Raw genomic sequence first — 13,251 nt, forward strand, 5'->3', positions numbered from 1 at the left:
AGGGCTTCCAGCATTGCAGGGGCTCCCTTTTCAATGCGCCGGCGTGGCCGTCGCCAGGCGTTTGGCCAGGAAGGCATCGACCGCCTGCGCCATCGATCCGACGGTCCGGGACCGCCAGCTCTCCGATACCAGGTGCTCGAGGTCGCCCTTGTTGGAGACATAGCCGAGTTCGATCAAGACCGACGGCACGTCGGGAGCCTTGAGCACCCTAAAGCCCGCCGATTTCAGCGGGTGCTTGTGCATCCGCACGGTATTTTTCATTTCCCCCATCAATAGCCGCGCGAAGCGGTTGGAGAAGGTGCGGGTCTCGCGCTGAGCGAGGTCGATCAGAATGTCGGCAACGTCGGTCGGCTCCTCGGTCAAATTGACCCCGCCGATGGCGTCCGCCTTGTTTTCGGCCTCCGCGAGCCGTTCGGCCTCGGCGTCGGAGGCCTTGTCGGAGAGCGTGTAGATCGTCGCCCCCTGGGCATCGCCCTCGCGGCGCGGCAAGGCGTCGGCATGGATCGACACGAACAGCGCCGCGGACTGATTGCGGGCGATTTTGACCCGGTCGTTGAGCGGAATGAAGGTATCGTCGTCCCGGGTCATGACGACACGATATTTGCCGCTTTTCTCAAGCCGGTCGCGCAGCGCGAGCCCAAACCCCAACACCAGGTTCTTTTCCACTATTTCGCCGCCCGACTGGGTGCCGTTGTCGAGACCGCCATGGCCGGGATCGATCACAACCACCGGACGCAAATCCGTAGGTGCCGCGGGTTTTGCCGGCTCCGCCGCCGGTGCGGGCACCGGCGCGGTTCTGGTCTCGGCAATGGCAGGCTTCAACTCGGGCCGGCTTTCGGGCGAAAGCGATTGAACGAAGCTGGTACGATCGACTTCTTCCAGTTCGATCACCAGCCGTGGCGGCTGGCCGTTGGCGGCCTCCAGCACCGAGGCGTTTGCGATTTTCGCCGGCCCGGTGAGGTCGAATACGATTCGCGAACCTCCGGGCATGACCAGCCCGTAACGGAAGGCCTTTACGAGCCCGCGTCCTGCAGCTCCGGTCCCCGCGGGCAATTGAAAGCTGACCTGGGGAATGTCCACCACCACCCGGTACGGATCGGCCAGCGCAAAGGCGTGAAACTGGATGGTCTTGTCGAGGTCGAGGACGAAGCGGGTCTGCTTGGCGTCGCCGGCCAGGCGGGCATCGGAGGCGATCGGAAAATTCGAGGCCGCGGCCGGGCCAGCCGCCTGACTTTCGGCGGCGCGCAGAATTGTGGCGTCGGAACAAAGCAATGCCGCGGCGCACAATAGCGCCCATCCCAGCAAAAAGCGATGATTTGTGCGGCTCGCCACGAATCCCAAGCCTCCGAGCAGCCCTCTTATCGCAATAGGGCCACAGGGTTAACCGAAGCTTAACGCAGATGTGGCGAATAAGGTCGAGTGTTGCCGGGCTGCGACGCTTCCCTTGCACGAAGGCCCCAATCCACGTATGTACGAGGGGCTGACGGCTAATACTCCCGGTTGTGTCGCGTTCAGCCTCCCGGTGCAGCGCCGGAACCTTCGAAACCTCGGGGATTCCAGCGTCCTTCCGATCCCTCCGCAGCCAGCGCAGCGCGCGGCTGACAAGGAGCGGCGGTTTCGAGCCCGAGCGGCGTCCGGTCCCAGGTTACCATCTTGTTCCAGGGACGGTTAAAGACACGGCATAACCGATTATCCGGGACGCAAACGTCCCGATAGCGAAGATCAGGCAGGCGCTTTGGCGCTGGCCTAAGCCAGCAGCAAAAGACAAGGCGGCCTTTTGCCGCCCAGATGTTTTAGACGGGCCGACGCTTGATGCGCCAGACTGTGAAGCCGACCATGATCCACGGAAGAATCGCGCCAACGCGAAGCGAAAGCTCCGCGCGCCGTCTTGCGGGATCCCGTTCGGCAGGGCGCCCCGGGTTGCGTTTTGGCCTTCCCCTCACCCCCGAATCAGGTGGACCGTCGCGTCACCCGGCGGCGCGACACGCGCTTACCGTGATACGCGCCCGCCGCCGCCAAGAGTTCCAAAATGCCCAACAAAATGTTGATAGATGCCACCCACCCGGAAGAGACCCGGGTCGTTGTGGTCCGCGGCAACCGCGTCGAAGAATTTGATTTCGAAACCGCCCAGCGCAAGCAACTGCGCGGCAACATCTACCTCGCTAAAGTCACGCGCGTAGAGCCGTCGCTGCAGGCGGCCTTCATCGAATATGGCGGCAACCGCCACGGTTTTCTGGCCTTCAGCGAAATCCATCCGGACTATTATCAAATTCCGGTCGCCGATCGCCAGGCGCTGATCGAGGCCGACGAACGCGCCCATCGCGAGGCCGAGGAAGAGAGCGAAAACCGCTCCAACCGCCGCCGCCCACGCCACCGCAACTCGCGCCGCCGCGGCAATGGCGAGCGCATCCAGAGCGAGATCGTCGAGAGCGCAAGCCCCGACCCGTCGCAGGCTGCCGCGCCGCGTGACAGCCAGTTCGAAGACCACGACCACGCCGAAGGCGTGCTTGCCGAAGGCTTGCACGCCGGGGACGGCCACCCCCATGACGGCGAACATCACCACGCCGATGCGGAGCATCATGGTCACGATCATGATCATGATGACCATGAGCATTCGCACGATCATGACCATGCCCATGGCGATCACGACCACGACCATGACCATGATGAGCACGACCATTTTCATGCGAGCGAGACACCGGCGGAAGCTCATGGCGAGCAGCACGCTGCCGCGGCCATCGACGCTGCGCCGGCGATTACGGCGAGTCTTGAGGCCGACGACGAACACGCCGACCACGAACACGGCGATGACGAGCGCACACACGAAGAGCACGCGCACGAGAACCTAGCCCATGCCGACGACGCCCCGCATGCCGAACATGGCGGCAGCGAGCATCCGGAACATGCCGACGGCGAGCCCGTCGCCCCGGAGCATGCCGAACATGCCGCCGCAGCGGTCGGCGACGAGAGCCGTGACGATGACGATGACGGCGACGAGGCCGAGGAAGACGTCGTCGAATCCGTCGGCGGCGACGACGTGCTGGAAGAAGTGCCCGAGCGCGCCTTCCGCCCGCGCCGGCAATACAAGATCCAGGAAGTGATAAAACGCCGCCAGGTGATGCTGGTGCAGGTCGTGAAGGAAGAGCGTGGCAACAAAGGCGCTGCGCTCACGACCTATCTGTCGCTGGCCGGCCGCTATGCGGTGTTGATGCCCAACACCGCGCGCGGCGGCGGCATCAGCCGCAAGATCACCAGCGCCCAGGACCGTTCGCGGCTCAAGGAAGTGGTGCAGGACCTCGACGTGCCGGAAGGCATGGGCATCATCCTGCGCACCGCGGGCGCCTCCCGCACCAAGCCCGAAATCAAGCGCGACTTCGAATATCTGATCCGGATGTGGGAAACCGTCCGCGACATGACGCTTAAGTCGCAGGCGCCGACGCTGGTCTATGAGGAAGGCTCGCTGATCAAGCGCTCGCTGCGCGACCTCTACAACAAGGAAATCGACGAGATTCAAGTCGCGGGCGAAGCCGGCTACCAGGAAGCGCGCGATTTCATGAAGATGCTGATGCCCTCGAACGTCCGCGCGGTGAAGCAGTATCGCGACGGCCAGCCGCTGTTCTCGCGGATGGGGGTCGAGAGCCAGCTCGATGCCATGTTCTCACCGACCGTGCAGCTACGCTCCGGCGGCTACATCGTGATCAACCAGACCGAGGCTTTGGTTTCGATCGACGTCAATTCCGGCCGCTCGACGCGCGAACATCACATCGAGGATACCGCGCTAAAGACCAACCTCGAGGCATCAGAGGAAGTCGCGCGGCAATTGCGATTGCGCGACCTCGCAGGCCTGATCGTCATCGACTTCATCGACATGGACGAGAAGCGCAACAACCGCGCGGTCGAACGCAAGCTCTCTGATTGCCTGCGGCAGGACCGCGCCCGTATCCAGGTCGGCCGCATCTCGCATTTTGGGCTACTCGAGATGTCGCGCCAGCGCATCCGCGCCAGCGTGCTCGAAAGTTCGACCGAGCCCTGCCCGCAATGCGGCGGCAGCGGCCACGTCCGTTCGGTGTCCTCGGTGGCGCTGCAATTGTTGCGCGGGCTGGAGGAGATATTGATGAAGGGCGCGACCCACAATCTCGTGGTGCGGACCCGGACCGATGTCGCGCTCTACGTCCTCAACCATAAGCGCGGCCATCTGCGCGACCTCGAAAACAGTTTTAAGGTGACGCTGTCGGTGATCGCCGATCCGACGGTCAGCGGCCAGCAGTCGTTCATCATCGATCGCGGCGAGCAGGTGCATACGCTGGAGGCGGCGAAAGCGCTGCTGGCGGCGCAGGTCGCGGCCTTTCCGCCGTCATCGGAGGAAGCGTTCGACGAGGACGAGGCGCTCGACGTCGAAGTCGAATCGGAAGTTGAGACCGACGAGACCGAAGGGCTCGCCGACGATGTCGTCGTCAGCGAAGGCAGTGAGGGTCAGGCCGAGGGCGAAGGTCCCCGGCGCAAGCGGCGGCGGCGGCGACGCGGCCGTCCCGGTGAGGCGCGCGAAGGCGGGCCGGTGCGTGACGAGAATGAGATGGCCCGCGTGCCGTTCGAAGCGGCCACGGTTCCCGGCGTCGTCGCGGAAGACGGTGAAGCCGACGACGATGAATCAGACGAGCAGCCCGGCCAGGTTCGCGCCGATCAGCCGCAGGGCGAGCGGCGGCCCCGCCGTCGCGGACGCCGTGGCGGACGCCGCCGGCGCGGCGGGCCGGAGGATGGTCTCCTCGGATCGATCCAGGACGAACTCAGCCCCCCGCCGGCTCCGGAAGCCGCCAGCGCTGTCGCCGATTTCGACGGATATACGCCACCAGAGCCATCGCTGCCGATGGTGCAACCGGAATCCATCGCACCGCAGCCGGAGCAACCGCCGGCGGATCGCACTCAACCGGAGCCTGCACGGGCCTCCACCGAAGCGGAGACCGCGCAAGAGGCCGAACGAGCCGCGGCGCGGCGCCGCTCAACCGTGCGCGAAAAGGTGAGCTTCCTGGCCGACGCCCAGCCTGCGGCACCGCCACCCGTCAGCCACAGCCAACCCGAGCCCGCGCCGGCCCCCGCCCCTGAGCCGTCCCCGCAGCCTTCTGCCGAGACGGTAACCGACACCCAGCCCCGGCGCGCCGGATGGTGGTCGCGGCGCTTCGGCAACGGCGAATAGACAATCTGATTTGTGAATCGAAAAAACCGCCCGGCAAAACCGGGCGGTTTTTGTTTCGGCGGGCGACGGAGAGCGTTCAGCGCGCCGCGACGCAGGGCCCCACCTGCATGCTCAGTGGAAAAAGGCTGTTAGTGCTGTGGTCCGCGAGGGTTGGACGTTCAGGCGCCCGGCCCCCCGAAGTGAGCTTGCCCAGCGAGTTGAGGGTACCCAGCGCGTCGAGCCAGCCGAGAGATTGTTGATAGCGGTTTTTGGGAAACTCTTCTTCGATCACGCAGCCCAGCGTGAAGACCGAAATTCCCTCGGCGTGAGATGTTGCCAGAGAGCGCAACGCGTTCTCGATGGCAAGCGCTCCCTTGCTGTGACCGACCAGGCGGGTGATCGTCGGAACGGCCTTAAGGATGGCGTGCACATCGTCTGATGCCGCGCTTCCATATCGATAGACCGGCGCACCGGTCGCCGCCGGATCGCGCCCCGGCGTGCTGAGCGCCAGTTCCTTGCCCATCATCGCGAGCGTCGGAGCGAAACTGGCGAGCCAATTTTGGGTCGCGCTTTGCAGCGCGTCATATATCTCGAAACCGAACCACCCGCCGAGCGCTTGCGGAACGACATCCGCTAGCCCGTAACCCGGCACCACGGCCGCCACCGGCTCCCCGATCGCCTTCGAGACGTCCCAGGCAAAAGCCACGGCACCATAGGCCGAGCTGCCGACGCCGGTGACGGCGAGGGTGTGGAGCGTGTCTCTGCCGGCGTTGTTGGCGTGATTAATGAACGGCTCCATGTCCAGGAACCAGTCACTGATCAAGCCGCGAAGTTTTGCATCGACGATGACGATGGAGCCGCTCGGATGGGTCGCGGCGGAGAGATCGATCGTCTTGGGCGGACGAGGCGACGTGCCATCATCGCACGACGCGCCGGTGTTGATGTCGATACCCTGCGCCAGCAAGGTCGTCGCCAGGGCGCCGACATCGTAGAACAAGGCATCGAGCGCGGTGTTGGTAAGACGGCAGAGCTGCAGCATCGGCTCAACAAAGGGCTTCTGCAAGTCATAGAGCTTAAGATTGCCATAGGCTGCGAGCGACGAAGCCGCGGCGGATTGCGGGGGTGCGGCGTCCGACATGAGGGTCCTTTCCTGCCCGGCAATGCAACCTACCCTATTTTCGGCCGCATGGCGCTCCCCGAAATGGACACCCTCGCTTTACTAACCCGTCGTGACCGCCGTCTCCACATCAGCCGGATCGATCGTCCGATCGAGATTGGCGTGCAGCCTTTCCTGGTCGAGCTCACCCTCCCACCACGACACGAACACGGTCGCGATGCCGTTGCCGGTGATGTTGGTGAGGGCGCGGACCTCGCTCATGAATTTGTCCACCGAGAACACGATCGCCATGCCCGGCACCAGCGCCGGATTGACCACCGACAGCGTCGCCGCAAGCGTGATGAAGCCGGCGCCGGTGACGCCACTGGCGCCCTTCGAGGTCAGCATCGCGACCACCAGGATGGTGATCTGCTGGCTGAACGACAGGTCGACGCCGAGCGCCTCCGCGATGAACAGCGTCGCCAGCGTCATATAGATGTTGGTACCGTCGAGATTGAACGAGTAGCCGGTCGGCACCACGAGCCCAACCACCGGTTTGGAGCAGCCGAGCCGTTCGAGCTTCGCCATCAATTGCGGCAGCGCGCTCTCGGACGAGCTGGTGCCGAGCACGATCAAAAGCTCTTCCTTGATATAGACGATGAACTTGAAGATGTTGAAGCCGACCACGCGTGCGATCAGGCCGAGCACGACGACCACGAACAGCGCCGCGGTCGCATAGAACAGCACGATCAGCCCGAACAAATTGAGCAGCGCGGCGGTTCCGAATTTTCCGACGGTGTAGGCCATCGCGCCGAAGGCGCCGAGGGGAGCGGCCTTCATGACGATGGCAATCACGCCGAAGATCGCATGCGAGGTGTCGTCGATGATGTCGCGCAGCCGGTGGCCGCGTTCGCCGAGCGCCATCAGCGCAAAGCCGAACAGGATGGCAAACAGCAGCACCTGGAGGATGTCGCCGCGCGCCAGCGCGCCGACCACGCTGTCCGGGATGATGTTGAGGACGAAATCGACCGATTTTTGCTCTGCCGCCTGTTCGGCATAATGCTGTACCGCCGCGGCATCGGGCTTCGCGGCGAGCCCGTGACCGACGTGAAACAGATTGCCCATCACAAGGCCAATGATCAGCGCAAACGATGACACGACCTCGAAATAGACCAGCGCCTTGACACCAACGCGGCCGACTTTTCGGGCATCGTCAATGTGGGAGATGCCCGACACGACAGTGCAAAAGATGATCGGCGCGATCACCATCTTGATCAATTTGATAAAGCCGTCGCCGAGCGCCTTGATCCAGTCATTGGTCGCGAGATTGGGCCACAGCGCGCCGATCAGGACGCCGAGCAGGATCGCGATCAGCACCTGAAGATAAAGTATCTTGTACCAGGGCTTTGCCGCACGGACTGGTGCCCCGGTTGCGATCGTTGCCGCCATGACGCTCACTCTCCCTTAACTAAATTCGCGAACCCGTCTTTGGCCTTTTTTGCGCCGACGACAGTTCCGCCGCCACAGCTGAGATCAATTGGCGCGGCGGAGTCAATGACGTTGCGCAAGGCCGCCGCTGATTTTACCTGCGGTGATCGAAGGCGTGCCTGAGCGCCGGCACCAGCGCCGCGCCGAGGGCGTTCTTGATCACCGTCGCGCCGAGGAAGGGCGCGATCCCGACCAGCCATGCCTTCGCAAAGCTGAGCTTCATGCCGAGCGCAAGCCACGCCAGTCCGCAGCCGAGAATGATGACGTGCCCGATCCCCATCGCCACAAACAGCAGCAGCACCGAGCGATCCCAACCGCGCTCGCTCAAATATCCGGTGACGAAGGCCGCGGCGACGAAACCGACCAGGTAGCCCGCTGTCGGGCCGACCAGCGGCGCGAGACCGCCAACGGGCCCCGCAAACACCGGCAATCCGCTTGCCCCTTCCGCCAGATAGGCCATCACGGTCAGACTTCCGAGCCACCTTCCATAGGCGGCGCCGATCACCAGGACGACCAGCGTCTGCAGCGTCATCGGCACGTAGGGCAGCGGCAGATTGATCTTGGCCGAAAGCGTCAACAACGCCGTTCCCAGCGCGATCAGCAGCATCGAGCGCACAAGGCCCGAAATTCCATCGGCGCGACCGGGCCACAGCATCGCGGCAAGCGGAAAATGCGGAGTGTCGACGGGTTGCGGTATTGACGTGGTGAACAAGGATGTCTCCTGCTTGAGATGGATATTTGGGAGTGTCTTTTTCCAGAGGGATCGAGCTGGTCGCGTTCGCTATCCGAGCCACCGCGCGAGGCGCGCGACGGCTTCGCGCATATCGTCGGCCGAGCGCGCATAGGAAAAGCGGATGAACTGATGGCCGTGGATCGGATCGAAATCGATCCCGGGGGTTGCCGCGACATGCGCCTCGTCCAGCATCTTTTTCGCGAATTCGAAACTGTCCGACGTGAACGCCGAGACGTCGGCATAAAGATAAAACGCGCCGTCGGCAGGCAGGAATTTGGTGAGACCGGAGCGCGGCAGGCCTTCGATCAGGATGCGGCGGTTCTCCTGGTAACCGTGTTTTACCGCTTCCATCTCGCTGCGGCCCTCAAACGCCGCTTCGGCTGCGATTTGCGACAGCGTGGGCACTGATATCGCGAGATTCTGCTGCAGCCGCTCGATCGGCCGCACCAATGGTTCCGGCACCACCATCCAGCCGACCCGCCAGCCGGTCATGCAGAAATATTTCGAGAACGAATTGATGATCAGCGCGTTCGCAGAAAGCTCCGCCGCCGTCACAGCCGGGAATGCATAGTCGAGGCCATGATAGATTTCGTCGGAAATGAAACGGATGCCCGCGCCTTCGGCCGCCGCGATCAGGCTCGTGAGCGCCTCCTTCGACATCATGGTGCCGGTCGGATTGGCCGGACTACCGACCAGCACGCCCTTTAAGGGTGTCTTGCGATGGACGGCCAGCAAGGCCTCGCCGGTCAGCGCATGGCGGTTCTCGCTCGAGGTCTCGATCAGCACCGGCTCGCAGCCGAGCGCGGTCAGGATATGACGATAGGGCGGATAGCCGGGCACGGTGACCGCAACCCGGTCGCCCGGCTCGAACAGCGCGAGAAACCCCAGGATGAACGCGCCCGACGAGCCCGTGGTGACCACGATCCTGTCCGTATCCACGCCAAAGCCATAGGCGTCGCGGTAGTGCCTTGCGATCCGCTCGCGCAGCGAGGGAACGCCGAGCGCCGAGGTGTAATCGATCCGCCCCACATCGAGCGCCGCGTGGGCGGCCGAAATCGCCGTCTTCGGCGCCGGAGCCCAGGGTTGCCCGACTTCCATGTGAATGACATGGCCGCCAGCCGCCTCGATGCGCGCCGCCGCCGCCATGACGTCCATCACCATGAACGGCGGAACATCGCTTCGCCCCGATGCCGTCAGCAGGCGCTTTGCACGTTCTCTCAGTGTCGCTTCGAGCATCGATATCTGCTATTTGACCCAGCGCCCCAGACAAGCCGCATTCCACGGTTTGTTAGGGCATATCCCGTATCCGGCCCGCCGCCAATCCTTTATAAATCGACATGTTGCTTCACATCGCGCACCGCAAGATATCGTCCAGCCTGATCGCAGTCACCGCCGCGGCAGCGCTTGCGCTTGCGCCGCTGCTCCCCGCCCGCGCCGAGCAGGACAAGGGCCCGCCGACGATTCGCGATACTGAGGCCGAGCAATTGCTGCGCGAATATACCAGGCCAATCCTGCGCGCGGCGGGCCTGGAAAAGCAGAACATTCAGATTGTCATCATCAACGAGAGCGTGTTCAACGCCTTCGTTGCCGACGGCCGCCGCATTTTCGTGAATTACGGCGCCATCATGCAGTCGGAGACGCCGAACCAGCTGATCGGGGTGCTGGCGCATGAAACCGGCCATTTGGCCGGCGGCCATCTTGCCAAGATGCACGAGCAGCTGGCGCAGGCACAGACGCAGATGATCATCGCCATGCTGCTTGGCGCCGGTGCAATGGTCGCGGGCTCGAGGGGCGGTGGCAACTCTGGCCTCGCCAATGCCGGCGCGGCCGCGGTCACAGGCCCTCAGGAAATGATCCGCCGCAGCCTGATCTCCTATGTGCGCCAGCAGGAAGAGAACGCCGACCGCGCCGGGGTGAAGTTCCTGACCGCGACCGGCCAATCCGCCAAGGGGATGCACGAGACCTTCAAGCGGTTCACCAATGAGAGCCTGTTCGCCGCGCGCGGGTCGGACCCCTATTTGCAGTCACATCCGATGCCCGCCGAACGCGTCGCCGCGCTCGAAGGACTGGCGCGCTCCTCGCCCTATTGGGACAAGAAAGACGATCCGCCGCTGCAGTTGCGCCACGACATGGTGCGCGCCAAGATCTCGGCCTTCATGGAGCGTCAGGACACCGTCTACCGACGCTATCCGATGTCGAACGACAGCCTGCCCGCGCGCTACGCGCATGCCATCTCAACCTATCTGCACGGCGATTTGCGTACCGCGCTCGGCATGATCGATGGACTGATCCAGCTACAGCCCAACAACCCCTATTTCTATGAATTGCGCGGCCAGGCGCTGTTGGAGGGCGGCAAGCCCGCCGAGGCGATCGCGCCGCTCCGCAAGGCGGTCCAGCTCTCGAATAACGCACCGCTCATCGAGATGTTACTTGGGCAGGCGCTCGTTGCCACGGATAATAAGGCCTACACTGAGGAAGCAATTGCGATTCTGCGTGCGGCGGTGGCACGAGAAACCGAGGCCCCGCTCGGCTTTTCCCAACTCGCAATGGCCTATGGCCGAAAGGGAGATTACGCCGAAGCCGATCTGGCGTCCGCACAGGCCGCCTTCCTGCGCGGCGACAACAAGACCGCGCGCGAACTCGCCTCGCGCGCCAAGACCCGCTTCGCCGTCGGTACCCCCGGTTGGGTGAAGGCCGACGATATCGTCGCTGCAAAGATGCCACCCGGCAGAAACAGCAACTAGAAATACACAAAGCCGGCGTATCAAGGTTTCCAAAAACCGGCTTTCACGAAAGAGGATTTGCCAATGCCTTCGTTCCGCTTTCTCGCCCCCGCTTTGCTCATGCTCGCGCTGTGCGGGATGCCATCTGGCGCATCGGCTCAGAGTTTCAACGACACCCAGCGCGGCGATATCGAGACCATCGTCAGGAATTACCTGATCGCGCATCCCGAGGTGCTGGAAGAGGCGATGGCTGAATTGAACAAGCGCCAGGCGGCGGCCGACGCCGAAAAGCACGAAGCGAGCGTCGCCAGCAACGCGGACACGATCTTCAATTCGCCGCGCGGCGTGGTGCTCGGCAACAAGGACGGCGACGTCACCTTCGTCGAGTTCTTCGACTACAATTGCGGCTACTGCAAGCGCGCGATGTCCGACATGCTCGATCTCCTGAAGAACGACGGAAAACTCAAGGTCGTGCTGAAGGAATTCCCGGTCCTGAGCGAGGGCTCGGTCGAAGCCGCCAAGGTCGCGGTTGCCGTGCGGATGCAGGACCCCAGCGGCAAGAAATATCTCGACTTCCACCAGAAACTGCTGGGCGGCCGCGGCCCGGCCGACAAGGCGCGCGCGATGGCCGCCGCCAAGGATGCCGGCCTCGACACCGCGCGGATCGAAAAGGACATCGCGAGCCCGGAAGTAAAGGCCACCATCGAGGAAAACTTCAAGCTCGCCGAAGCGATGGGCATGAACGGCACGCCGAGCTATGTGATCGGCAAGCAGGTCGTGATCGGCGCCGTCGGCCTTGACGGTCTGAAGGAAAAGATCGGCATCGCCCGCTGCGGCAAGGCGACGTGCTGAACCGTTAGCGGCGCTCATTCTTCCAGCGCTGATCCAACAAAGGCCGGCTGCAGCGTAGCCGGCTTTTTTGCGTAGATTTCGTGCGATGGTCTCATCGCGCCATCGCAAAACCTTACTCAAAATGATTTGGGCGAGCGGCGACTGAACCTCAGAATGCCGCCGAGCGTCTAACGGCTGGATTGCCCGTTGACTGCAGGACACAACGATGAGATTGGCGCCGCCCACGCTTGCCTACAACCTTGAACTCTTGAAGATACCGCCGGCGCGCGGCACGGAAAACGACCATGGCTGGTGCTATGGCCTGCCGCCCGGGATTACGCAAAGCCAATGGCCGCTGAGCCCGTTTTGCGGCTATCCGATGCAGCCTGGCTTTACGATTAGGGTTCCCGAGCAATATCGCACGCAGGGACCAGACTTCGTCGCACTCAGCCTGTTCGCGGATCAGCAACACGACGAGCCGGTCGAAGTCGAAGCCATCGCCGAATATTTCCGCGCCGATACGCAAGGCCGTCCCGACGACCCAAACCTGTTGCCGTTCTGGAGCTACAAGCAGAACCGGCATCCGATGGAATTTTGCATGGCGGAGGATGCGATGGGCCGCAGTTTCGCGGCGATCTGGCTGACGGAGGCCGAGTTCGCAGGACCGTTGTGTCAGCCGCCTCGCCTTGCCGGCAATCCGCTGCTGCGCCAGAACCCGCCGCCGCCCTGGATCGAGAAGGGTTCTGCGCGTGCCGTGTTCGAGCTTCAGATCGGCAGCTACGATGCAATCGAGGAAATCGAAAAGAAAGACTGGTATCGGGTCTTCGGACAGGTGCCGGAGATCGGTCACCGCGCCTACGCGATCGGGGTATCGTTACGTGAAGGCGATCCCAATGTCGGCAAGGCCCCGCGCGACCAACACCTGCACCAAAACGACATGGGCGACTACGTTGCGCCCTTCTCTCCGGCAGCCGAGCCGTTCGACTTGAAGCGCCTGTTCGGGCGCAACCATTTCGGCGGCACCATGTTCCCCGAACAATGGACGCCCAAATACGGCCCGAGCTATCTCGAGTTCGAGGAACACTTTGGCGGATTCAATTTTGGCGGCGGCAATGCCCAGCTCGATCTGGAGACGATGGCCTTCGAGTGGGCCTGCGGCTGAGATTGGCGCGGCTGCGAAACATCTAACGATGATGCCGCGGAAATCGAT

The 13,251-nt window shown here is 63.3% G+C and carries 9 protein-coding genes; 4 read left to right on the top strand and 5 right to left on the bottom strand.

Annotation, left to right across the window (positions count from 1 at the left end):
* Positions 1-30 precede the first annotated feature (30 nt).
* On the bottom strand, positions 31-1,332 hold the full coding sequence (locus B5526_RS01175) for an N-acetylmuramoyl-L-alanine amidase (protein WP_079544597.1): 1,302 nt from the start codon (positions 1,330-1,332) through the stop codon (positions 31-33).
* 697 nt (positions 1,333-2,029) lie between these two features.
* On the opposite strand from B5526_RS01175, the gene B5526_RS01180 reads away from it, so the two are divergent.
* The gene (locus B5526_RS01180; RefSeq protein ID WP_079536239.1) at positions 2,030-5,191 is read left to right on the top strand and encodes an Rne/Rng family ribonuclease; all 3,162 of its coding nucleotides are present in this window, start codon (positions 2,030-2,032) and stop codon (positions 5,189-5,191) included.
* Between the two features lie 76 nt (positions 5,192-5,267).
* Here the strand turns inward: B5526_RS01180 and B5526_RS01185 are convergent, their stop codons facing one another.
* The 4 genes from B5526_RS01185 to B5526_RS01200 all read right to left on the bottom strand — a co-directional run bounded on the left by B5526_RS01185 (position 5,268) and on the right by B5526_RS01200 (position 9,723).
* Positions 5,268-6,308 carry a hypothetical protein gene (locus B5526_RS01185; RefSeq protein WP_079536240.1) on the bottom strand — a complete coding sequence of 347 codons (1,041 nt, stop codon included), beginning with the start codon at positions 6,306-6,308 and terminating at the stop codon, positions 5,268-5,270.
* Positions 6,309-6,389: 81 nt separating this feature from the next.
* Positions 6,390-7,715: a dicarboxylate/amino acid:cation symporter gene (locus B5526_RS01190; RefSeq protein ID WP_079536242.1), complete on the bottom strand. Its 1,326-nt coding sequence runs from the start codon at positions 7,713-7,715 to the stop codon at positions 6,390-6,392.
* Positions 7,716-7,848: 133 nt separating this feature from the next.
* A complete protein-coding gene (locus B5526_RS01195) occupies positions 7,849-8,406 on the bottom strand; it encodes a biotin transporter BioY (RefSeq protein ID WP_079544598.1) in 558 nt (185 codons plus the stop codon).
* Positions 8,407-8,535: 129 nt separating this feature from the next.
* Entirely contained in the window at positions 8,536-9,723 is a 1,188-nt protein-coding gene (locus B5526_RS01200) for a pyridoxal phosphate-dependent aminotransferase (protein WP_079536244.1), read from the bottom strand.
* Positions 9,724-9,824: 101 nt separating this feature from the next.
* Between B5526_RS01200 and B5526_RS01205 the strand changes: the two genes are divergently transcribed.
* From B5526_RS01205 to B5526_RS01215, 3 genes are all read left to right on the top strand, one after another.
* Complete coding sequence (locus B5526_RS01205; RefSeq protein WP_079536245.1) at positions 9,825-11,231, top strand: M48 family metalloprotease; 1,407 nt, start codon at positions 9,825-9,827, stop codon at positions 11,229-11,231.
* A gap of 63 nt (positions 11,232-11,294) precedes the next feature.
* Positions 11,295-12,062, top strand: coding sequence for a DsbA family protein (locus B5526_RS01210; protein WP_079536247.1), 768 nt, complete (start codon positions 11,295-11,297; stop codon positions 12,060-12,062).
* 205 nt (positions 12,063-12,267) lie between these two features.
* Entirely contained in the window at positions 12,268-13,203 is a 936-nt protein-coding gene (locus tag B5526_RS01215; protein WP_079536248.1) for a hypothetical protein, read from the top strand.
* Positions 13,204-13,251 lie beyond the last annotated feature (48 nt).

Source organism: Bradyrhizobium lablabi (assembly GCF_900141755.1).
GTDB classification, from domain to species: domain Bacteria; phylum Pseudomonadota; class Alphaproteobacteria; order Rhizobiales; family Xanthobacteraceae; genus Bradyrhizobium; species Bradyrhizobium lablabi_A.